The 21874-nt window shown below is 73.9% G+C and carries 17 protein-coding genes; 3 read left to right on the forward strand and 14 right to left on the reverse strand.

The genetic code is table 11. The features are described 5' to 3' along the window. Nucleotides 1-22 precede the first annotated feature (22 nt). Together CITRIK5_RS01265 and mfd are read left to right on the forward strand one after the other, a co-directional pair. Nucleotides 23-1087 (forward strand): MauE/DoxX family redox-associated membrane protein, encoded by a 1065-nt coding sequence (locus tag CITRIK5_RS01265; RefSeq protein WP_060973879.1) that lies wholly within the window; start codon nt 23-25, stop codon nt 1085-1087. Continuing rightward, nucleotides 1084-4740: a transcription-repair coupling factor gene (mfd, locus tag CITRIK5_RS01270; RefSeq protein WP_060973878.1), complete on the forward strand. Its 3657-nt coding sequence runs from the start codon at nt 1084-1086 to the stop codon at nt 4738-4740. Before CITRIK5_RS01265 ends, mfd begins: the two co-directional genes overlap by 4 nt. Nucleotides 4741-4746: 6 nt before the next feature. Here the strand turns inward: mfd and CITRIK5_RS01275 are convergent, their stop codons facing one another. From CITRIK5_RS01275 to CITRIK5_RS01310, 8 genes are all read right to left on the reverse strand, one after another. Beyond that, nucleotides 4747-5079, reverse strand: coding sequence for a PqqD family protein (locus CITRIK5_RS01275; protein ID WP_060973877.1), 333 nt, complete (start codon nt 5077-5079; stop codon nt 4747-4749). After that, entirely contained in the window at nt 5069-5956 is an 888-nt protein-coding gene (locus CITRIK5_RS01280; RefSeq protein WP_060973876.1) for a nucleotidyltransferase family protein, read from the reverse strand. Before CITRIK5_RS01280 ends, CITRIK5_RS01275 begins: the two co-directional genes overlap by 11 nt. Nucleotides 5957-6582: 626 nt before the next feature. Continuing rightward, a complete protein-coding gene (locus tag CITRIK5_RS01285; RefSeq protein WP_060973875.1) occupies nt 6583-7443 on the reverse strand; it encodes a low molecular weight phosphatase family protein in 861 nt (286 codons plus the stop codon). A gap of 1 nt (nt 7444) precedes the next feature. Next, nucleotides 7445-8536, reverse strand: a complete 1092-nt coding sequence (locus CITRIK5_RS01290; RefSeq protein WP_236557120.1) for an acyltransferase family protein — start codon at nt 8534-8536, stop codon at nt 7445-7447. 114 nt (nt 8537-8650) lie between these two features. Next, a complete protein-coding gene (locus tag CITRIK5_RS01295) occupies nt 8651-8956 on the reverse strand; it encodes a hypothetical protein (protein ID WP_036317357.1) in 306 nt (101 codons plus the stop codon). A gap of 58 nt (nt 8957-9014) precedes the next feature. Continuing rightward, nucleotides 9015-9704, reverse strand: coding sequence for a deoxyribose-phosphate aldolase (gene deoC / locus CITRIK5_RS01300; RefSeq protein ID WP_036340586.1), 690 nt, complete (start codon nt 9702-9704; stop codon nt 9015-9017). A 20-nt stretch (nt 9705-9724) separates the two neighbouring features. Further along, complete coding sequence (locus CITRIK5_RS01305; RefSeq protein WP_060973873.1) at nt 9725-11455, reverse strand: phospho-sugar mutase; 1731 nt, start codon at nt 11453-11455, stop codon at nt 9725-9727. Then, a complete protein-coding gene (locus CITRIK5_RS01310; protein ID WP_060973872.1) occupies nt 11455-12300 on the reverse strand; it encodes a purine-nucleoside phosphorylase in 846 nt (281 codons plus the stop codon). The genes CITRIK5_RS01305 and CITRIK5_RS01310 overlap by 1 nt, the downstream gene beginning before the upstream one ends. 73 nt (nt 12301-12373) lie before the next feature. Here CITRIK5_RS01310 and CITRIK5_RS01315 point away from each other — a divergent pair, with 73 nt between their 5' ends. Continuing rightward, the gene (locus CITRIK5_RS01315; RefSeq protein ID WP_081097739.1) at nt 12374-13804 is read left to right on the forward strand and encodes an NAD(P)H-quinone dehydrogenase; all 1431 of its coding nucleotides are present in this window, start codon (nt 12374-12376) and stop codon (nt 13802-13804) included. Between the two features lie 108 nt (nt 13805-13912). On the opposite strand, the gene CITRIK5_RS01320 is transcribed toward CITRIK5_RS01315, so the two are convergent. The 6 genes from CITRIK5_RS01320 to CITRIK5_RS01345 all read right to left on the reverse strand — a co-directional run bounded on the left by CITRIK5_RS01320 (nt 13913) and on the right by CITRIK5_RS01345 (nt 21833). Beyond that, nucleotides 13913-15352 (reverse strand): MFS transporter, encoded by a 1440-nt coding sequence (locus CITRIK5_RS01320; RefSeq protein WP_041103550.1) that lies wholly within the window; start codon nt 15350-15352, stop codon nt 13913-13915. Nucleotides 15353-15523: 171 nt separating this feature from the next. Next, nucleotides 15524-17380 carry a biotin carboxylase N-terminal domain-containing protein gene (locus tag CITRIK5_RS01325; RefSeq protein ID WP_095353457.1) on the reverse strand — a complete coding sequence of 619 codons (1857 nt, stop codon included), beginning with the start codon at nt 17378-17380 and terminating at the stop codon, nt 15524-15526. Nucleotides 17381-17544: 164 nt separating this feature from the next. Continuing rightward, nucleotides 17545-18240 carry a nucleoside triphosphate pyrophosphatase gene (locus CITRIK5_RS01330; protein WP_041103548.1) on the reverse strand — a complete coding sequence of 232 codons (696 nt, stop codon included), beginning with the start codon at nt 18238-18240 and terminating at the stop codon, nt 17545-17547. Continuing rightward, the gene (locus tag CITRIK5_RS01335) at nt 18237-19925 is read right to left on the reverse strand and encodes a DUF885 domain-containing protein (RefSeq protein WP_041103547.1); all 1689 of its coding nucleotides are present in this window, start codon (nt 19923-19925) and stop codon (nt 18237-18239) included. The genes CITRIK5_RS01330 and CITRIK5_RS01335 overlap by 4 nt, the downstream gene beginning before the upstream one ends. Nucleotides 19926-19959: 34 nt before the next feature. Then, entirely contained in the window at nt 19960-20253 is a 294-nt protein-coding gene (locus tag CITRIK5_RS01340) for a hypothetical protein (protein WP_101965796.1), read from the reverse strand. Beyond that, nucleotides 20250-21833, reverse strand: coding sequence for an acyl-CoA carboxylase subunit beta (locus CITRIK5_RS01345; RefSeq protein WP_041103546.1), 1584 nt, complete (start codon nt 21831-21833; stop codon nt 20250-20252). Before CITRIK5_RS01345 ends, CITRIK5_RS01340 begins: the two co-directional genes overlap by 4 nt. Nucleotides 21834-21874 lie beyond the last annotated feature (41 nt).

The raw sequence follows: 21874 nt of genomic DNA on the forward strand, positions 1-21874 counted from the left end.
CCCCCTGGAAGGTGTGTCCGCCATGTCGGCACTCTGGGCCGTGGCCCTCATCCTGCTCCTGAGCGGGACGGCGAAGCTCCGTTCCGGCGAGGACGTGCAGGCCACGTTCACCCGGCTCAGGGTGCCCCGCCCGTTCGCGGCCCCCGCCCTGGCGCGCGCGTTCCCCTGGCTCGAGCTGCTGCTCGCCGCCGCCCTCCTGCAGCCCTTCACCCTGCTGCGTCCCGTCGTCGGCCTGGTCGCCGTGGCCCTCTTCGCCGCCTTCCTCGCGCTCGTGGTCCGGGCCCAGGACGACGGCGTCTCCTGCGGCTGCTTCGGCGAGGCCTCGGCCGCCCCGATCTCCCGCACCACCGTGGTCCGCAACGTCGTCTTCCTGGCCCTCGCCGTCCTGGCCCTGGCCGAGGGGATCGTCTCGCTGGCGGTGCACGGCGCGGGCCTGGCCTGGCAGCCTCTCACCGCCTTCGGCGCCGGGGCGTGGGCGTGGGCCCTGCTCGTGTCCGTGCTGCTCGCGACCGCCGCGTTCCTGGCCGGGCGCGAGTCCGTCCCGGCCGCACCCGACGCCGCCCCGGCGACGCCCACGCCCGAGGCTCCGGCCGCCGTCGACCCGGCCGACGCCGCCGAGCCCGAACGCCACCCGTTCCCGGACGCCGTCGTGGTCGCGGACGGCGAGTACACCGGTCTGCACCGGCTGGTCGCGGACGGGGCCGTGGTGGCCCTGCGCCTGTCCACGGGGTGCGGCTCCTGTACGCGGGTGATCGACCGGCTGGACGAGTTCAAGGACGCGCTCGGGCCGGTCCGGCTGCGGGTCCTCATGCCCCAGCACGCCCCCGGCGCCGAGGGGGCGATCCACAGCGGCGCCGTCGACGCGTCGCTCGTGCTCGCCGACCCGGCCGGCGCCGCCTCGCAGGCCCTCGGTCTGCACTCGTTCCCCACCGCGGTGCTGCTCGGCACGGACCGGCTCACCGCCGGCGGCCCGGTGGGCGGCGCCGACGACGTCCTCGCCTTCCTCGAAGAGATCCGGGAGATCATGACCACCGAACTGCCCGCCGCCACGGACGGCTCCACCGCCACCCCGGAGGTCCGCGCATGAGCGCCCCCGAGACCACCCCCGTCCTCGCCCCGCTGCTGCCGCGCCTGCGCGCCGAACGCGCGCTCGAGGCGGCCGCCGCCTCCGCCGCCCGGCCGCTCGAGGCCCGGGGCGTCGAACTGGAGATCGGCCTGCCCGACGGCGCCCGCGCGCCCCTGCTGACCGTCCTCGCCGAGGCGCTGGCCGAGGGCCACGGCGAGCGCGCCGCCGTCCTCGTGGTCACCGCGACCACCCGCGAGGCCGAGGACCTCGTGACCGACCTCGCCGCCTGGGCCCCCGCCGGCGCCGCCGCGCTGTTCCCGTCCTGGGAGACGCTGCCCCACGAGCGCCTGTCCCCGCGCTCGGACACCGTGGGCGCCCGCCTGGCCGTGCTGCGCCGCCTCGCCCACCCCGAGGAGCACGCGGAGGGCCCGCTGCGCATCGTCGTCGCCCCCGTGCGCGCCGTGCTGCAGCCCCTCGTGGCCGGGCTCGGCGAGCTGAGCCCCGTGACCCTGCGGACGGGGGAGGAACGGGACTTCGACGGCGTGGTGGCCGCGCTCGCGGACGCCGCCTACTCGCGCGTGGACATGGTCAGCCGTCGCGGCGAGTTCGCGGTGCGCGGCGGGCTGATCGACGTGTTCCCGCCCACCGAGGACTACCCCGTGCGCATCGAGTTCTTCGGCGACGAGGTGGAGCAGATGCGCTGGTTCTCCGTGGCGGACCAGCGCTCCCTCGAGGACACCACGGAGGACGGCTCGGGCCACCCCTCCGAGCTGTACGCGCCCCCGTGCCGCGAGCTGCTGATCACGGACCACGTGCGCCGGCGCGCCAAAGAGCTGATCCCGGCCATGCCCGCCGCCGCGGACATGCTGGACCGGATCGCCGAGGGCGTGGCCGTGGAGGGCATGGAGTCCCTCTCCCCGCTGCTGGCCGAGGCCATGACGTCGCTGCCCCGCATGCTGCCCACCGGCTCGCTGACCGTCCTCGTGGAGCCCGAGCGCCTGCGCGGCCGCGCCGACGACCTGCTGGCCACCAACGAGGAGTTCCTCCAGGCCGCGTGGGCCGGCGCCGCGCAGGGCGCGGTCGCCCCGGTGGACGTGGCCGGGGCGGACCAGTCCGCCGCGGGCGGGTTCCTCACGGTGGCCGAACTCCGCGCGGCCGCGCTCGAGCAGGACCAGGGGTTCTGGTCCGTCACCGCGCTGGTCTCGGACGCCGAGCTGCTGCCCGACGCCGCCACCCTGCGCGCCACCCTCGGCGTCGCGCAGACCTTCTCGGGCGACATCGAGGCCATGGTCGCGCACACCCGCATCCGGCTCGCGGAAGGGTGGCATGCCGTGGTCCTCACCGACGGCCCCGGCTCCGCCCGCCGCCTCGCCGAGCTCAACGCGGAGGCCGGCCTCACGGCCTCCGTGGTGGACGGGCCCCTGCCCGCCGACCTCGCCCCGGGGCGGGTCTCCATCGCGGCGGCGCCCGTCGGCTCCGGCTTCACGATCCCGGACGCGCAGATCGCCCTGATCACGGAGCACGACCTCTTCGGCCGGCACCGCACCGCGGGCACGCGCGCCCCCGGAGCGCGGCTGGCCCGGAAGCGGCGCAACGCCGTCGACCCGCTGACCCTGCAGCCCGGCGACCACGTGGTGCACTCCCAGCACGGCATCGCCCGCTTCGTGGAGCTGCAGCGCCGCAAGGTCACCGGCGGCCCGCGCACCGCCCCCGGCACCGAGGAGTCCTACCGCGAGTACCTCGTGCTCGAGTACGCGCCCTCGAAGCGCGGCGCCCCCGGCGACCGGCTGTTCGTGCCCACCGACCAGCTCGACCTGATCTCCACCTACGTGGGCGGGGAGACGCCGTCGCTGTCCAAGATGGGCGGCTCGGACTGGGCGCAGACCAAGTCCAAGGCCAAGCGCGCCACCCGCGAGATCGCCGGCGAGCTCATCCGCCTGTACTCGGCCCGTATGGCCTCGCGCGGCCACGCGTTCGCCCCGGACACCCCGTGGCAGGGCGAGCTGGAGGAGGCGTTCCCGTTCATCGAGACGCCGGATCAGCTGACCACCATCGAGGACGTCAAGAAGGACATGGAGGCGGCCGTCCCCATGGACCGGCTCGTCTCCGGCGACGTCGGCTTCGGCAAGACCGAGGTGGCCGTGCGCGCCGCGTTCAAGGCGGTGCAGGACGGCAAGCAGGTGGCCGTGCTCGTCCCGACGACGCTGCTCGCCCGCCAGCACCACCAGACGTTCTCCGACCGGTTCGCCGGCTTCCCCGTGAAGGTGGCCGCGCTCTCCCGGTTCCAGACCGCCAAGGAGTCCAAGGAGGTCATCGAGGGGCTCGCGCACGGCGAGGTGGACGTGGTGATCGGCACCCACCGGCTGCTCTCCGACCAGGTGCAGTTCAAGGACCTGGGCCTGGTGATCGTGGACGAGGAGCAGCGCTTCGGCGTCGAGCACAAGGAGGCGCTGAAGAAGATGCGCACCAACGTGGACGTGCTCGCCATGTCCGCCACGCCCATCCCGCGCACCCTCGAGATGTCCCTCACCGGCATCCGCGAGACCTCCACGCTGGCCACCGCCCCGGAGGAGCGCCACCCCGTGCTCACCTCGGTGGGCCCGTACTCGGACCAGCAGGTCACCGCGGCCATCCGCCGCGAGCTGATGCGGGAGGGCCAGGTGTTCTACGTGCACAACCGCGTCACCACCATCGACAAGGTGGCCAAGCGCATCGCCGAGCTGGTGCCGGAGGCGAGGATCGCCGTCGCCCACGGCAAGATGAGCGAGGCCCGGCTCGAGCAGATCATGGTGGACTTCTGGGAGCGGAAGTTCGACGTGCTCGTCTCCACCACGATCATCGAGACCGGCCTGGACATCGCCAACGCCAACACCCTGATCGTGGAGGACGCCCACCGCTACGGCCTCTCGCAGCTGCACCAGCTGCGCGGCCGGGTGGGCCGTGGCCGCGAGCGGGCGTACGCGTACTTCCTGTACGACCCGCAGAAGCCCCTGGGCGAGGTGGCCCTCGAACGGCTCAAGGCCGTGGCCACCCACAACGAGCTCGGCGCGGGCATGCAGCTGGCCATGAAGGACCTCGAGATCCGCGGCGCCGGCAACCTGCTGGGCGGGGAGCAGTCCGGCCACATCGCCGGCGTGGGCTTCGACCTCTACCTGCGGATGGTGGGCGAGGCCGTGGCCGACTTCAAGGGCGAGGAGGACACCGCGCCCGCCGAGGTGAAGGTGGAGCTGCCGGTCAACGCCCACCTGCCGCACGACTACGTGCCGGGGGAGCGGCTGCGCCTCGAGATGTACCGCAACCTCGCCCAGGCCGCGGACGACGCCGCCGTGGACGCCGTGGTGGAGGAGCTCAAGGACCGGTACGGCCCGCTGCCGGAGCCGGTGGAGGCGCTCGTCGCCGTCGCCCGGTTCCGCAACCGGGCGCGAGCCGCGGGCGTCACCGAGGTCATGCTGCTGGGGCAGAACGTGAAGTTCGGCCCCGCCGCGGACCTGCCGGAGTCCCGTCAGATGCGCCTGACCCGCATGTACAAGGGCGCCCAGGTCAAGCCGGCCCTGAACGGCGTCCTCATCCCGCGTCCCAAGACCAAGCCGGTCATGGGTCAGGACCTCGTGGACGTCCCGCTGCTCGAGTGGGCGCAGCAGGTGGTCGACGCGATCTTCGCGCCGGAGGGCTGAGGCGGGTCAGGCCGTCCTCACGCGGACGAGGATGCCGTGCGCCTCGAGCATCTCGAGGAAGGCGTGGACGTCGGCCGCGACGTCGGCGGGAGCGAGGCCGAACGCCTCCGCCACCTGGACCGTGACGTCCGTCGTCGACAGCGGCACCGGCGGATCCGCGACCAGGTCGTCCTCCGGGGTGCGGCCGCCCACGAGGACGTCCCAGATCACGTCGCCCGAGGCGCCCAACAGCAGCGGCTGACCGGCCTCGAGCGTCATGACGGCGGCCTGGCCGCCGGCGGTGCGGGCCCACGCGATGTCGGGGGAGATCGCCCAGCCCTCGGTGGTCTCAACGGTCACGGCGCACCGCCTTCGTCCAGGCCCAGCCGGCGAGTGCGCCGAGCCGGGCGCGCTGCTCGCGCCACAGGTCCGCGCGGGTGACAGGCCGGCCCAGGCGCATCTGCAGATGGGGGCGGTTCACCGGGATCGTGCGGGCCACGAGGACGGCCCGCTCCCGCACCGTGGCGGCCGACCGCCACCGGGTGCGGAACAGCTCAAGACCGCTCTGGCTCTCGTGCAGCGCCGCGAAGAGGGTCAGCTGCCGGGTGTCGACGCCGTCGGCGGCCTCGCCCGTGGCGACGTGCCAGGCCGCGCCCGCGTGCAGCCGGTGGGCTTCCTCGCGCAGGGCGGCCCAGCTCTCGGCGGGGAGGGACTCCCGGATGTGCCGGACGTCGAGGCCACCGCGGAACGGGTCGCGGGCCGCGTGGACGATCACGACGAGCCGCTGGTGGCGCGGGCTCGGCACCGGAACGGGCCGGCCCGCGATCACGAGGTGGGCGTGCTCGCTCCACAGGGCGTCGAAGGCCGCCTCGGGGGACGCGCCGAGGCCGGGGAAGAGCCGATGCACGTCCACATACCCCAGCTGGTCGTGCCAGAGCGTGGCCGCGTGCTGGAAGATCGACCCTTCCGAGAAGTCAGCGACCGGTTCCCAGGCGTGGGCGTGCAGGAGCTCGATGACGGCGGTGGCATCGGCCGGATGGACCAGCAGGTCTACGTCCGAACTGCGGCGGTGCTCCGGGTAGACGCCGGGCTCCGTGGCGTAGCCCTTGACGTGCAGGCCGCGAATGCCGACCCGGTCCAGCAGATGCGTGATGCGGGCGTGGGCGAGGCGGACGCGGACCTCGAAGTCCAGGGACGGCGGGGCGGCCGGTCGCTGTCCCGTCGCTCGTTCTCCCATGGCCGCGAGCTTAGTCGACCCAAAGGAGGCCCGGCGGTGACTGTGCCGGATGCCCGGTGCAAAGTTAAAGGGGGTTCAGGTGGATTCGTGGACTGACGGCGCGAGACCCGCACGCTCCCGGGTGCTCCGTGTTGACGTGCCATCCATGAACGCGTGGCAGGACTCGCGATGAGCTGCGCGACCTGTCTAGATCCACCTGCAGAGTTCCATTCTCATGTTCACCGAGCATGCCGTTCCCCGCGATCGTCCCCCTGCCGCAGGGCATCCCAGACCTGGACTGGTTGCGCTAATGGGCGCGGATCGCGGGCTTCATCGGTCTTGTTGACTGCATCGCCCGCGGTCGGCTCAGTCGCCGCTCGCTCTGATGCGGACGCGGCGGTGGAAGGTGGCCCTGCTCGTCACCGCCGCGGTGTGCGTCTTCCTCACGGGCCCTGCACCTCCATGGCGGGCTTGGCGTGCGCCGTCCTGTGGCTCTGGTCGACGCCGCAGATGGGGGTGGCGTCGTGCTCGTCCTCGCCATCCTCGGCGCCTACGCATTCTTAGGCTGCGCCTGTCCGCCCCCCGGCTGCGCACCCCTGCGCGTGGCAGTGGAGGCGGCCCCGTCCCCGATCTCTGACGCTGGCCGGTCAGGCGCCCGTCGGCTCCTCCTCCACGAGGTCCCCGTCGATCTCCCACGCCAGCAGCTCGACGATCGGCTGCGCGGTCTGCGCCATCGCGGCGTAGCCCTCGGCGGGGCCGCGGAACGGGTCCGGCAGATCCGCGTCCGGCCGCTCCCCGTGGGCGATCAGGCGGGAGCGCAGCTCCGCCAGCGCCGTGACGAGCGCGGTGACGCCCGCGCCCGGAGGGACCGCCGCGGCGAGCTCCTCGCCGTGGTCGCGCAGGAGGGTGCCCATGCCGAGGATCGTGAAGGTCCGGCGCACCGCCGCGGGGTCCTCGCGCAGCACCTCGTCCAGGTGGTCGTCCGTCGCGGTCAGGACGAGGTCCTGTCCCGCCAGCGAACGCCCGGTCAGCTGCTGCGGTCGATGCTGCGTCAACGCGGCGCGGACTCGGCGGCTCGGTGCGAGGTCGAGCAGCGGGCCGGGGACGGTCAGCGCCTGGTTCGGTTCCGTGCCCGCGCTCGTGACCTCCGCGCGGCCCCGGTCACCGAGCAGGGCGTTGAGCTGCGCCTGCAGCGCGTACTCCACATAGGCGGAGCGGCAGATGTTGCCCGTGCACACGACGAGGATGCGGGCGCTCGGCACGGGGCCGGGGACACGGTCGGCCGGTGCGGCAGGCGAGGCCGGCTCAGCGGCCGCGGCGGTCGCGGGAGCCACCGCGCGCTCGGCCGGCGTCGCACGCTGCCGCGGCGCGGCGGGGTCGGCCGGGTGGGGGAGGAACGCCGGGCCGAGCCGGAACTCGGCGAGGCGATCCTCCCGCGCCGTGGAGGCCGCCGGGGCGCCGGCGTCGCCGCCGTCACCCGCCGGGTGGCCGCCGTCGCGGGTCGGCACCTCAGGCTCCTCCGGCGTCGACGGCAGGAACGGATTGCGGATCGGGGGGCGATGATCCCTGCTCATGGGTGTGTCCTCTCCGAGGCGGTCGTGACGCGCGGCAGCGCGGACGTGACGGGGTGCGGGGGCTCCACGCGTCGCAGGCGGTGCACCGGGTGCCAGCGGCGGCGCGCCCCCGTGAACGGCTTGGACAGGGGGTGGCGAGCAGGGCGAGGCCTGCCAGCCAGCTGAGGGCGAGCGCGAGGGCGAACTTGGCGGCGTTGTCCTCCACGCCGTGGCGCGTGACCCACATCAGCACCCAGCCGTGCAGCAGCACCACCACCGTGCCCGTCCGGACCAGGGCGGTGATGGCGCGGCGCAGGGCCTGACCCGTCCCGGTGCGTCGGGCGAAGGAGCGCAGCAGCCTCTCCACCGTGGAACCGAACACGAGCACCATCCCCGCGGACATCAGGACGCCCACGGCGGGGGTGAGCACCGGCGTGCCGAAGCCGCCGAACTTGATGTTGGGCGGCTCCAGGCCCAGCCGGACCGCGACCATCCCGAGCAGCACCAGGCCGACGCCGATGAGCGTCCGGTGGCGCCGCACGTGCGGCTGGACGCGGCGGCGGAACATCTCCCCGCTGAGGACGAACAACAGGCACGGCAGGGCCAGCCCGACGCCCAGCGGCGTGCGGGCGATCGCGGAGTCCGGCACGAGGTGGGCCCACGCCAGCCCGGCCAGGCCCACGGCCCAGGCGACGGCGGACGGGAAGCGCTCGAGGAATCGGCGCAGCACCGTGGTGAAGAACAGGACGGAGATGAACCAGAACGCCCACCACGGGGGCTCCTGGTCCGCGCCCCCGTACCAGCCGGTGATCATCAGGCGCCGCAGGAGGTCGGGGTCGTCGGCGAACCACGCGAATGCGGCCACGGACATGAGCGCCGCCCACACCAGGTACGGCACCATCAGGCTCCGGAAGCGGCCCCACACGTCCGTGGCCCAGGGGCGGCCGCGCGTCCAGAAGTAGCCGGTGAGGAAGAAGAACAGCGGCATCCGCCAGATCTCCAGGTACCGGCTGAAGGTGAGGTCCGTCAGGTATGCGTGACCCAGCACCACCGCCGCGATGGAGACAAGCCGAAGGGCGTCCACCCCCGTGTTGCGGGTGGACGCCCTTCGGCGCGCGGCGGCCGGACGACCGGTGTCAGCGATCCTCGGCTCCGGGACGGCTCAGCGGTGCGCGGCGCCGGTCTCGACGGCGTGGGCGCCGGAGGCGGCGTGCTCGACGACGGGACGGGTGTGGATGGCGGTGGTGTCCACGGTGTCGCTGCGGCCCAGGAACGCCTTGGGGATCATGAAGGCCACAGTGGCCAGGGCCAGCGCGATCAGGCCGGGGATCCAGACCGACTCGAGCGACCAGAAGCCCATGGCGTAGAGGCAGCCGAGGAACGCGCCGAAGGCGACGATGAAGGCGATCAGGGAACCCCAGACGCCGCCCACGTTGGAGTGGTCGATGGCCTTGCCGTTGCGGATCACGTGATGCTCCTTCGGTGCGGTCCCGGCCGGGGCGGACGCCCGGCCGAAGTGATGCGAGTCAGTCGGATCCCAGGATAGCAAGCGCGGAGCTGGCCCCGATCCGGGTGGCGCCGGCCTCGATCATCGCCAGGGCGTCCGCGCGGGTGCGCACCCCGCCGGAGGCCTTCACGCCGATGCGCTCGCCCACGGTGCGGCGCATCAGCGCGACGTGCTCGACGGTGGCGCCCGCGGTGGAGAAGCCCGTGGAGGTCTTCACGAAGTCCGCCCCGGCCTCGACCGCGGCCTCGCAGGCCAGGACGATCGCGTCGTCGTCCAGCAGGGCGGTCTCCACGATCACCTTGAGCAGCGCCCCGCCGTCGCCTGCGGGGCCATCCGCGTGCGCGGCCTCGGCCACGGCGCGGACGTCCGCGACGAGCCGGTCGCGGTCCCCGGCGCGGGCCGCGGCGACGTCGAGGACCATGTCCACCTCGTCCGCGCCGGCGTCGATCGCCTGCCGGGCCTCGAAGGCCTTGACCTCCGAGGCGTTGGCGCCGAGGGGGAAGCCGATCACGGTGCAGGTCAGCACGTCCGAGCCCGCGAGCTCGGCGGCCACCAGCGGCACCCACACGGGGTTGATGCAGACGCTCTTGACCCCGGCCTCGCGGGACTCGGCCACGAGGCGGCGCACGTCCGCCTCCGAGGTGTCGGCCTTCAGGGCGGTCGCGTCGATGTACTTCGCCAGCTCGGCGGTGGTGAGGGAGACGGTCATGTCCGCCAGCCTACCGAGGCTCAGCCGCCCACGAGGGCCGTCACCTCGGCGCGCAGCGCCTCGAGCCGCTCGGCGGCCGCGGCCGGGTCGGCGTCCCGGGTGCCGAGGTAGCACTTGAGCTTGGGCTCGGTGCCGGAGGGGCGCACGAGGACGCGGGTGCCGGAGTCGGTGGCGAACAGCAGTGCGTCCGTCGGCGGCAGCCCGTCCCCGCCGGCGGCCAGGTCCCGGCGCACGGTGACCGGTTCCCCCGCGAGCGTGGCCGGCGCCTGCTGACGCAGGGCCGTCATGGTGCGGGCGATCAGGGACAGGTCCGCCACGCGGACCGAGACCTGGGCGCTGGGCATGGCGCCGGTGACCGCGTCGACGTCGGCCAGGGCGTCCGTCAGGCCGCGTCCCTGCGCTGTGAGGGCGGCGGCCAGCTCCGCGGCCATGAGGGCGGCCGTGATGCCGTCCTTGTCCCGCACCATGTCCGGGTCCACGCAGTAGCCGAGGGCCTCCTCGTAGCCGAAGCCGAGGTCCGGGGCGCGGGAGATCCACTTGAAGCCGGTCAGCGTGACGTGGTGCCTCACCCCGTTCGCCTCCGCCAGGGCGGCCAGCTGCGGGGAGGAGACCACGGAGTTCGCGGCGCTGCGGCCGGCCGCGTGCAGGGCCGGCATCGCGTGCGCGCCCAGCAGCGTCCCGACGGCGTCGCCCGAGAGCATCCGCCACGTGCGGGCACCGTCCGCGTCGGTGACGGGCGCGGCCAGGGCCAGGCGGTCGGCGTCGGGGTCGTTGGCGATCACCAGGTCCGCGTCCACCTCGGCGGCCAGGGCGAGGGCGAGGTCCATCGCCCCCGGCTCCTCCGGGTTGGGGAACGCGACCGTGGGGAAGGCCGGGTCCGGGGCGGCCTGCTCGGCCACCACGTGGACGGGGCCGAAGCCGGCGTCCTCGAGCAGGCCCGGGACCACGGCGCCGCCCACTCCGTGCAGGGGCGTGTAGACCACGCGCAGGTCGCGGTGGCCGTGCCGGTCGTCGTCGAGCACGCCGAGGGCCGCCGCGCGGTAGGCCTCCAGCAGGTCCGGCCCGGCCACGGTCCAGCCGTCGTCGGCGAGCGGGATGTCCGCGGCCCACGCCGCGTGGTCGATGCGGGCGGCGATCTGCGCGTCCGCGGGGGAGACGATCTGCGCCCCCCGGCCCGCCTCGTCCGTGAGCCGCCCGCCGAGGTAGACCTTGTAGCCGTTGTCCGCGGGCGGGTTGTGGCTGGCCGTGACCATCACGCCCGCGTCCGCGCTGAGATGGCGCACCGCGAAGGCGAGCACCGGCGTCGGCAGCGGGTCCGGCAGCAGGACGGTCTGCACGCCCGCGGCCGTCAGGACGGCGGCCGTGTCCGCGGCGAAGGCGGCCGAACCGCGTCGCGCGTCGTACCCGACGACGGCCAGCGGCGGGGCAGCGTCCCGTCCGACGCCGTCCCACAGGTGGGCGGCCAGACCCGCCGCGGTGCGACGCACCACGAGCCGGTTCATGCGGGACTCGCCCGGGCCCTCCTCGGCGCGCAGGCCGGCGGTGCCGAAGGCGAGCGGCCCGGCGAAGCGGGCGGCGAGCGCCGCCCGGGCGGCCGCGGCCTCCGGGCCGACGCCGGCGGCCGCGTCGAGCTCGGCGCGCAGGGTGTCCCGGTGCGCGGGGTCGGGGTCCTCCGTCGCCCACCGCTCAGCCCGGGCGAGGACGTCCTCCGGGAGCGCGGCGACGTCGTCGTGCGGGGGATGCGCGGGCATCAGAGCCGCCCCACGATGTCCGCGAGCAGGCGCGCGATGCGCGGGCCGGCGGCCTGACCGGCCTCCACGACCTCGGCGTGGGACAGCGGCGTCTCCGAGATGCCGGCGCCGAGGTTGGTCACCAGCGAGATGCCGAACACCTCCAGCCCGGCGTGACGGGCCGCGATCGCGTCCAGTGCCGTGGACATGCCGACGAGATCGCCGCCGAGGGTGCGCGCCATCCGCACCTCGGCGGGGGTCTCATACTGTGGGCCGGCGAACTGGACGTACACGCCCTCGCGCAGGGACGGGTCCACCTCGCGGGCGATCGCGCGCAGCCGCGGGGAGTAGAGGTCGGTGAGGTCGACGAACGTGGCGCCGGCGAGCGGGGTGGCGCCGGTGAGGTTGATGTGGTCCGCGAGCAGGACGGGGGTGCCCGGAGCGATCTCCGGGTCCAGGCCACCGCAGCCGTTGGTCAGCACCACGGTGCGCGCCCCGGCGGCGGCGGCGGTGCGGACGGTGTGCGCCACGGCCTGGGCGTCGCGGGACTCGTAGAAGTGCGTGCGCGAGCCGAAGACGAGGGCGTGCGTGCCGTCCGGCAGTCGGACCGAGCGGATCACCGCGTTGTGGCCGGGCACTTTCGGGGCGTGGAAGCCGGGCACCTCGGCCAGCGGCACGGCGGCGACCTCCTCGCCGATCAGGCCGGCGGCCTCGCCCCAGCCGGAGCCGAGGACGACGGCGACGCGGTGCTCCGCCACGCCCGTCGCCCGGGCGAGGGAGTCGGCGGCCGCGCGGGCCTCGGCGAAGCCCGGGTGGTCGCCGGTCAGGGGGGAGTCGGGGGAGGGGATGCTGGTCTGGTCGGTCACGTCGTGGAGTCTAGGCGGTGTCCCGTGGCCGCTGGCTAGGACTTTCCCGTCCGTGGCGGACACAATGGAGCCCGTGACCGAGGAAAACAGCACCTTCATCCCGTCCCTGACCATCATCGGCGGCGGCCCCGGCGGCTACGAGGCCGCCATGGTGGCCGCGAAGCTGGGCGCCCGCGTGACCCTGGTCGAGCGCCAGGGGTTGGGCGGCGCGGCCGTCCTCACGGACGTGGTCCCCTCCAAGACGCTGATCGCCGCCGCCGACTCGATGCGCCGCGTGGGCGCCTCCGTGGACCTGGGCGTCGACCTCGGCGGGGGCGACGTCCACGCGGACATGGGCCAGGTCGGCCGCCGCATCCTGAACCTGGCCCACGAGCAGTCCTCGGACATCCGCGCGGGCCTCGAGCGGGTCGGCGTCCGGGTGATCGACGGCGTGGGCCGCGTCGTCGGCCCCCACGAGGTGTCCGTCCGCGCCCTCGACGACGCCGACGCCGGCGCCGAGCCCGAGATCATCACCTCGGACGCGATCCTCGTGGCCGTCGGCGCGAGCCCCCGCGAGCTGCCCACCGCCGTCCCGGACGGCGAGCGGATCTTCAACTGGAAGCAGGTCTACAACCTCAAGGAGCTGCCCGAGCACCTGATCGTCGTGGGCTCCGGCGTCACCGGCGCCGAGTTCGCCTCGGCCTACAACCGCCTCGGCGCCAAGGTCACCCTCGTCTCCTCGCGCGACCGCGTGCTCCCCGGCGAGGACGCCGACGCCGCCGAGCTGCTCGAGAAGGTCTTCGAGGGCAACGGCCTCAGGGTGGTCTCCCGCTCCCGGGCCGAGTCCGTCGAGCGGACCGAGACCGGCGTGCGCGTGCACCTCTCCGGCGAGGGCGCCGAGGACACCCCGTCGATCGAGGGCTCCCACGCCCTCGTGGCCGTCGGCGGCGTGCCGAACACGGCGGGCCTCGGCCTCGACGACGTGGGCGTGAAGCTGACCGGCTCCGGCCACGTGCTCGTGGACGGCGTCTCCCGCACGTCCGTGCCGAGCATCTACGCGGCGGGCGACTGCACGGGCAAGCTCGCCCTCGCCTCGGTGGCGGCCATGCAGGGGCGCATCGCCGTCGCCCACCTGCTCGGCGACGCCCTCAAGCCGCTGCGCCCGCACCTGCTGGCCTCGAACATCTTCACCTCGCCGGAGATCGCCACCGTGGGCGTCACGCAGGCGCAGGTGGACTCCGGCCAGTACCAGGCGGACGTGCTGCGCCTGGACTTCCACACCAACCCCCGCGCCAAGATGTCCGGCGCGGAGGAGGGGTTCGTGAAGATCTTCGCCCGTCAGGGCTCCGGCACCGTGATCGGCGGCGTGGTGGTCTCGCCGCGCGCCTCCGAGCTGATCTACGCGCTCGCGCTCGCGGTCACGCACAAGCTGCACGTGGACGACCTCGCGGACACCTTCACCGTGTACCCGTCCATGTCCGGGTCGATCGCGGAGGCGGCCCGCCGCCTGCACGTGCGCATCTGACCCAGAGACGACTTTCGGTCGTGAGATAGGCCCTATCTCACGACCGAAAGCGTCCATTCCCCCGATGTCACGTTCGACAGTGCGGGCGGGGGCCCCGGGCGGGCGGGGTCAGCGGGTGGCGGCGCGGCGCTCCCGGGCCGAGGTGACGGTGTCGAGGTCCGTGTGGCGGGTCTCGGGGGAGAGCACCAGCGCGATGACGGTGATCGCCGAGGCGGCGGCCAGGTAGTAGCCGACGTAGGAGACGTCGAACTTCTGCACGAGCCAGGCCGCGATGAAGGGGGTCAGCGCCGCGCCGAGGATCGAGGACACGTTGTAGGCGATGCCGGAGCCGGTGTAGCGCGTGTTCGTGGGGAACAGCTCGGGCAGCACCGCGGACATCGGCCCGAAGGTCAGGCCCATGAGCGTCATGCCCGTGGCCAGGAACGCCAGCATCAGCGGCACGTTCAGCTCCGCGCCCACGCCCATGTTCTCCGGCGAGAGCCACAGGCCGAACGAGAGGCCGAACAGCACCATGAGCACCGAGATCACGATCAGGGTGGGGCGGCGGCCGAAGCGGTCAGCCAGCAGGCCGGAGACCGGCACGAACGCCGCGAAGAACAGGATGCCGACCAGCTGCAGCACGAGGAACTCGGCGTAGGGGACACCCAGGAAGCCGTTGGCCGGCTTGCCGATCGCGTAGGACAGGATCCACGTGGTCATCAGGTAGAAGAGCACGTAGGTGGCGTACATGACGAAGGTGCCCAGGATCAGCTCCCACCAGTTGCGGCGGAAGACCTCGCCCAGCGGCGCCTTCACACGCTGGTCGCGGTCGAGGGCGCGCTGGAAGACCGGGGTCTCCTCGAGCTTGACGCGGACGTAGAGGCCCACGGCCACCATCACGATCGAGAGCAGGAACGGCACGCGCCACACCCACGTGAGGAACGGGCCGTCGAGCACCGGGCTCGTGGAGTCGTGGTCGAAGCCGAGCACGAGCGCGAGGAACAGGCCGTTGGCCAGCAGGAAGCCGATCGGCGCGCCGAGCTGCGGCCACATGGCCGCCTGCGCGCGCTTGCCGTCCTTGGCGTACTCGGTGGCCAGCAGGGCGGCGCCGGACCACTCGCCGCCGAGCCCCAGACCCTGGAAGAAGCGCAGCAGCGTCAGCATGGCCGGCGCCCACAGGCCGATCTGGAAGTACGTGGGCAGCAGGCCGATGAGGAACGTCGCGATGCCCATGGTCAGCAGCGAGCCGATGAGCGTGGTCTTGCGGCCCACGCGATCGCCCAGGTGGCCGAAGACGACGGCGCCCAGCGGCCGGGCGATGAACGCCGCGCCGAAGGTGGCCATGGAGGCCAGCAGGGCCGTGTTGTCGTCGCCGCCCGCGAAGAAGATCAGCGGGAACACCGAGACGGCGGCCGTGGCGTAGATGTAGAAGTCGTAGAACTCGATCGAGGTGCCCACGAGGGAGGCGATGATGACCCGCGAGCGGGGCACCTCCTCCGCGGTGGCGACCGCGTCCGACGTGAGATCGGTGGGGGCGCCCGGGTTCACGGGCGGGGTGGAGTGGGACATGGTGTCTCCCTGGTATGACGGGCACAGGGGGTCGCGAGCGACCACGATGTGAGACGAAGATGCGTGTCAGGTTAAGCCTCGTCGCGCCGATCTGCGAGAGTCACATCCTCGTCGTCCACCATGTGGAACCAGCCCACGACGCCGGCGCTCCCCGCCGTCGTCGCCGGCGGCTCACTCCGCGTCGGCGATGGTGGCGATCACCGTGCCGGCCGTGACCGTCTGGCCCGGCTCGACCTCGAGACCGCTGACCACGCCCGCGCGGTGGGCCGCGAGCGGCTGCTCCATCTTCATGGCCTCCACGACCACGATCAGGTCGCCCTCGGCCACGGTCTGGCCGTTCTCGGCGGCGACCTTCACCACGGTGCCCTGCATCGGGGCGGTCAGCGCGTCCGTGCTGACGGCCGCGGCCACCGGTGCGCCGCGCTTGCCGCGGGGCCGGCGTCGTCCCGCACCGGCCCGCTGGGCGGCGCCGGAGATCGTGTGCAGGGCCTCGCCCCACGTGGGCAGGGTGACGTCCACGCGCTTGCCGTTGACCTCCACGGTCACGGTGTGGCGCGCCTCGCGGGGGGCCGGCTCGGCCGGGGTGAGGGCGCTCGGCTCGATGCGGTTCGCGAACTCCGTCTCGATCCACCGGGTGTGCACCGAGAACGGCTCCTCCGAGCCGGCGATCTCGGGGGCGAAGGCGGGGTCGCGCACCACGGCGCGATGGAAGGGCAGCACCGAGGGCATGCCGACGATCTCGGCCTCGCGCAGGGCGCGGGCGGCGCGCTGCAGGGCCTGGCGGCGGTCCGCGCCGGTGACGATCAGCTTGGCGACCATGGAGTCGAAGGCCCCGGACACGGTCTCGCCCTCCACCACGCCGGAGTCCACGCGCACGCCCGGGCCGCTGGGCATGCGGAACGTGGTGAGCCGGCCGGGGGCGGGCAGGAAGTTGCGGCCCGGGTCCTCGCCGTTGAGGCGGAACTCGATCGAGTGGCCGCGGGGCTGCGGGTCCGTGTAGCCGAGGGCCTCGCCGCGGGCCAGGCGGAACTGCTCGCGCACGAGGTCGATGCCGGTGATCTCCTCGGAGACCGGGTGCTCCACCTGCAGGCGCGTGTTCACCTCGAGGAAGGAGATGGTCCCGTCCTGGCCCACGAGGAACTCGCACGTGCCCGCGCCGACGTAGCCGGCCTCCTGCAGGATCGCCTTGGAGGACTCCACGAGGCGGGCGTTCTGCTCGTCCGTGAGGAACGGCGCCGGGGCCTCCTCCACGAGCTTCTGGTTGCGGCGCTGCAGCGAGCAGTCGCGGGTGGAGATCACGACGACGTCGCCGTGCACGTCCGCCAGGCACTGCGTCTCCACGTGGCGCGGCTTGTCCAGGAAGCGCTCCACGAAGCACTCGCCCCGGCCGAACGCGGCCACGGCCTCACGGACCGCGGACTCGTAGAACTCGGGGATCTCCTCGCGCGTGCGGGCCACCTTGATGCCGCGGCCGCCGCCGCCGTAGGCCGCCTTGATGGCCACCGGCAGGCCGAACTCGTCCGCGAACGCGACGACCTCCTCCGTGCCGGTCACCGGGGAGGTGGTGCCCGGCGCCAGCGGGGCGCCGACCTTGGTGGCCAGCTGGCGGGCCGAGACCTTGTCGCCCAGCCGGTCGATCGCCGCGGCGGGCGGGCCGATCCACACGAGGCCGGCGTCGGCCACGGCGCGCGCGAAGTCCGCGTTCTCGGAGAGGAAGCCGTAGCCGGGGTGCACGGCGTCCGCGCCCGCGCGCTCGGCGGCGTCGAGGATCTTGCCGACCACCAGATAGGAGTCGGCGGCGCTCTCCCCGCCGAGGGCCACGGCCTCGTCCGCGAGCTTCACGTGCAGGGCGTCCCGGTCCGGCTCGGCGTAGACGGCCACGGAGGTCAGCCCCTCGTCCTGGCAGGCCCGGATGATGCGCACGGCGATCTCACCGCGGTTGGCGATCAGCACCCGGGAGAACCGGCGCTCCGCCGCGGGGTCGACGGGCGGGACGACCGAGGCCTGCGGTGCGTCGGCGATGCTCATGGGCGATGGACTCCTCGGACGATCACGGCTGGGGGTGCGGGCGCCACGTCCGGGGTCGTGCCCCTCACCCGGTGGGGCGAAAGGCGCGGGACGGCGCCGACTCTGACCAGCACCCTACTCGTTGTGGCGGAACCCTCCGAGGCACGTGGCCCTGTCGCGCCGGATCAGCGCTGCGCGTTGGAGGGTTCCCACAATCGGGTGAAGTCCTGGCCCAGGGCCGCCGTGGCCCGCCGCAGCCACGCCACGGACAGCCCGATCACCGCGTTGGGATCCCCGTCCACGCCGTCCACGAGGGCCGCGCCCGCGCCGTCCACCGTGAACGCGCCCGCGCAGTGCAGCGGCTCGCCCGTGGCCACGTAGGCCTGGATCTCGGCCTCGGTGACGGCGCCGAAGCGCACGACGGCGGACACCACGCCCGCCTCCGCGGCCATCCCGGACTCGACCCCGGGCTCCGGCAGCACCAGGCCCACCCAGTGGCCCGAATGCAGCACGCCCTCCCGGCCGGCCTGGGCGCGCCAGCGCTCGACGGCGACCTCGGGCTCGTAGGGCTTGCCGTGGGCGCGGCCCTCGAACTCGAACACGGAGTCGCAGCCGAGCACGAGCGTGGGGGCCTCGACGCCGGCGCCCGCCACACGGGCGGCCACATCGCGGCCCTTGGCCTCCGCCAGCAGGCCCGCCAGCTCCGCCGGCGACGGGTCGCCCGCCGCCGCGCCCACGGCCGCCTCGTCCACCCCCGAGACGACGACGCGGAACGGCACCCGCGCCCGGGTCAGGACCTCCGCCCGGCCGGGGGAGGCCGAGCCGAGCACCAGCCGCAGGCCCGTGCCGGGGCCGGCCGCGCCGTCGTCGTGCGGGATCACGCGAGCGCCTCCCGCAGGGTGTCCAGGCCCATGCCGCCCAGGCGCAGGGCCCGGGTGTGGAAGGCCTTGAGGTCGAAGTCGGCGCCCTCGGCCTGCTCGTGCTCGGCGCGGATCTGCTCCCAGATGCGCTGGCCCACCTTGTACGCCGGCGCCTGCCCCGGCCAGCCGAGGTAGCGCGTGAACTCGAAGCGGCGCTGGCCCTCGGAGATCATCAGGTGCTTGGCCAGGAACGCGTAGCCCTTCTCCGGGGTCCACGCGCCGCCGCCCTCGGACTCGGGGGCGTCGAAGCCGCAGTGGTAGCCGATGTCGAACACCACGCGGGCCGCGCGCATGCGCTGCATGTCCAGCATGCCGAGATGGTCGCCCGGGTCGTCGAGGAAGCCGAGCTCCTCCATGAGCTTCTCCGCGTACAGCGCCCAGCCCTCACCGTGGCCGGACGTCCAGCAGAAGCTGCGGCGCCACAGGTTGAGGTTCTCCCGGTTCATCATGGCGGTGGCGATCTGCAGGTGATGGCCCGGCACGCCCTCGTGGTAGACCGTGGTGGTCTCCGCCCACGTGGTGAACTCGTCCTCGCCCGGGGGCACGGACCACCACATGCGGCCGGGCCGGGAGAAGTCGTCCGAGGGGCCGGTGTAGTAGATGCCGCCCTCCTGGGTGGGGGCGATCATGCACTCGAGCCGGTCCATCGGGGCCGGGATCTCGAAGTGCTCCTTCATGGCCTCGACCGCGTCGTCGGAGAGCCGCTGCATCCACGTGCGCAGGGCCTCGGTGCCCTTCAGGGTGCGCTCCGGGTCCGCGTCCAGGATCGCGCGCGCCTCCTCGATCGTGGCGCCCGGCCGGATGCGCTCGGCGTCCGCCTGCTGCGCGGCGATGATGCGGGCCAGCTCCTCCTGGCCCCAGCGGTAGGTCTCCTCGAGGTCGATCTCGGCGCCGAGGAAGACGCGGGAGGCCAGCCGGTAGTAGTCGATCCCGACGCCGTCCGCCTCCGGGGCGTGCGGGCGCAGCTCGGCCTCGAGCGTGGCCGCGAAGTCGCGGTAGGCCTGCGCGGCGGTGTCCGCGCCGGAGCGGATGCGGGCGGCCAGGGCGTCGTCCACGACGTCGGCTGCCTCGGCCCGCTCGACCAGGCCCGGGAAGAACCCGCCCGCGCCGCCGTGGGCGCGGGCCTGCTCCACCACGATGTCCACCTGGCGCACCGCGGCCACGTGGCCGGCGTCGCGGGAGGCGAGCAGGGACTCGGTGTAGCCGCGCAGGGCGGCCGGCAGGTTCTCGAGGCGGCCGGCGATGTGGCCCCACTGCTCCGCGGTGTCCGTGGGCATGAGGTCGAAGACCGCGCGGATGCCCTGAGCGGGGGAGGCGATGTTGTTCAGTTCGGTGCGGCCGGTCGCGTGGATCTCCCGCTCGAGGCCGATGCGCTCCTGCATGGCCGCCTTCGTGACGCGGTCCGTCTCGTCCTGCGGCTCGAGCGCGGCCAAGTCCTCGAGCAGGCGGGCGTTGAGCTCGTCGTCGGCGCGGGCGCCGGCGGGGGAGAAGTCCGTGTACTCGGTCTCCCGGCCGGGGAAGCCGAGCTCGGTGGCGGTGTCCGGATGCAGGGCGAGGAGGTCGGTCACGTAGCGCTCGGCGAGCGCGTCGATGGCGGACGGGGTGCGGGCGCCGTCGGCGGCGGCCTCGGAGGTGTGCTGGGTCATACCGGCACTCTAGGCGCTGGCACCCGCCCCCGGCTCACTGCGGGCCCGCGCCCTGACGCCACTGGCCGCGGCCGGGCCGGGCCCACAGGCCCAGGTCGCCGCGACGGCGGAGCGTGCGGTCCAGGGGACGGGGGTCGGCGGCCGCGGCGGCGAGCCGGGCGGCTTCGGCCCGGGCCGCGGCGGCCGCCTCGAGGACGGCGGCCAGCGCCGCCATCTCCTCCGGCTCCAACTCCGGGCCGCTGAGCTGCAGCGGGTCGGCCGACGCCGGCGTGGCCTGCGTCGACTCGTCGTTCTCGTCCGGGGCGCCCGGACCCAGCAGGGCGCTCACAGCGGCATGTTCCCGTGCTTCTTGGCGGGGCGGGCCTCGCGCTTGTGCAGGGTGGCGCGCAGGGCGCGGATGAGCTGGCCGCGGGTGGCGTGCGGGGGCACCACGGCGTCCACGTAGCCCAGCTCGGCGGCCTGGTACGGGTTGAGCAGCTCGGCCTCGTAGTCGGCCACGATCTCGGCCCGGCGCGCGTCGACGTCGCCGCCCGCCTCCGCCGTCGCCTTCAGGTCGCGCCGGTACAGGATGTTCACGGCGCCCTGGGCGCCCATCACGCCGATCTGGGCGCTCGGCCAGGCCAGGTTCAGGTCCGCGCCGAGCTTCTTGGAGCCCATCACGATGTACGCGCCGCCGAAGGCCTTGCGCGTGATCACGGTCAGCTTCGGCACGGTGGCCTCGGCGTAGGCGTAGATCAGCTTGGCGCCGCGGCGGATGATGCCGTTGAACTCCTGGTCCGTGCCGGGCAGGAACCCGGGCACGTCCACGAGGGTGATGATCGGGATGTTGAACGCGTCGCAGAAGCGCACGAACCGCGCGGCCTTCTCCGAGGCGGCGATGTCCAGGGTGCCGGCGAACTGCATCGGCTGGTTCGCGACGACGCCCACGCTCATGCCGTCCAGGCGGGCCAGGCCGGTGATCACGTTGGGCGCGTACAGCTCCTGCAGCTGCAGCAGGTGGCCCTCGTCCACGATCGAGGCGATGACCTCGAGCATGTCGTAGGGCTGGTTGGCGGAGTCCGGGACGATCTCGTCCAGGGCGAGGTCCTCGTCCGTGGGCTCCGGGTCCGCGGCCTCGAAGGTCGGGGCCTCCGCGAGGTTGTTGGAGGGCAGCAGCTCGAGCAGCTCCTGCACGTAGGCGATCGCGTCCTCCTCCGAGGAGGCCATGTAGTGGGCGGTGCCGGAGGTGGCGTTGTGCGAGCGGGCGCCGCCGAGGGTCTCCATGTCCACGTCCTCGCCCGTGACGGTCTTGATCACGTCCGGGCCGGTGATGAACATGTGCGAGGTCTGGTCCACCATCACCACGACGTCCGTCAGCGCCGGCGAATAGGCCGCGCCGCCGGCGGAGGGGCCCATGATCAGCGAGATCTGCGGGATCATGCCCGAGGCCAGGACGTTGTTCCGGAAGATGTCCGCGAACTGGGCGAGGGAGGCCACGCCCTCCTGGATGCGCGCGCCGCCGCCGTCGAGGATGCCGATCACGGGGCAGCCGTTGCGCGCGGCGAACTCCTGGACCTTCACGATCTTCTGTCCGTTGCGCTCGGACAGCGAGCCGCCGAACACGGTGAAGTCCTGGGAGTAGACGGCCACCTGGCGTCCGTCCACGGTGCCGAAGCCGGACACCAGGCCATCGCCGGCCGGGTGCTTGGCGTCCATGCCGAACGCGGTGGTGCGGTGCACGGCCAGCGCGTCCAGCTCCACGAAGGAGCCCTCGTCCAGGAGGAGGTCGATCCGCTCGCGCGCGGTGTGCTTGCCGCGCGCGTGCTGGCGCTCGACGGCGTCCGGGCCGCCGGGCGCGGCCGTCGCCTCGAGCCGCCGATGCAGGTCGGCCAGCCGGCCGGCCGTGGTGGTCAGATCGGGATCGGTCACACGTCCTCCTTGTGGTGGTCCGCCAGATGCGGAGGCTCAGT

The sequence above is a fragment of the Micrococcus sp. 116 genome, assembly GCF_902506395.1.
Lineage (GTDB): Bacteria > Actinomycetota > Actinomycetes > Actinomycetales > Micrococcaceae > Micrococcus > Micrococcus luteus.

Excerpts from the sequence above, each read along its gene's own strand:
- CITRIK5_RS01265 (WP_060973879.1), top strand. The coding sequence starts at position 23 with ATGTCGGCACTCTGGGCCGTGGCCCTCATCCTGCTCCTGAGCGGGACG.
- mfd (WP_060973878.1), top strand. The coding sequence starts at position 1,084 with ATGAGCGCCCCCGAGACCACCCCCGTCCTCGCCCCGCTGCTGCCGCGC.
- CITRIK5_RS01280 (WP_060973876.1), bottom strand. The coding sequence starts at position 5,956 with ATGGGAGAACGAGCGACGGGACAGCGACCGGCCGCCCCGCCGTCCCTG.
- deoC (WP_036340586.1), bottom strand. The coding sequence starts at position 9,704 with ATGACCGTCTCCCTCACCACCGCCGAGCTGGCGAAGTACATCGACGCG.
- CITRIK5_RS01305 (WP_060973873.1), bottom strand. The coding sequence starts at position 11,455 with ATGCCCGCGCATCCCCCGCACGACGACGTCGCCGCGCTCCCGGAGGAC.
- CITRIK5_RS01320 (WP_041103550.1), bottom strand. The coding sequence starts at position 15,352 with ATGTCCCACTCCACCCCGCCCGTGAACCCGGGCGCCCCCACCGATCTC.
- CITRIK5_RS01325 (WP_095353457.1), bottom strand. The coding sequence starts at position 17,380 with ATGAGCATCGCCGACGCACCGCAGGCCTCGGTCGTCCCGCCCGTCGAC.
- CITRIK5_RS01335 (WP_041103547.1), bottom strand. The coding sequence starts at position 19,925 with ATGACCCAGCACACCTCCGAGGCCGCCGCCGACGGCGCCCGCACCCCG.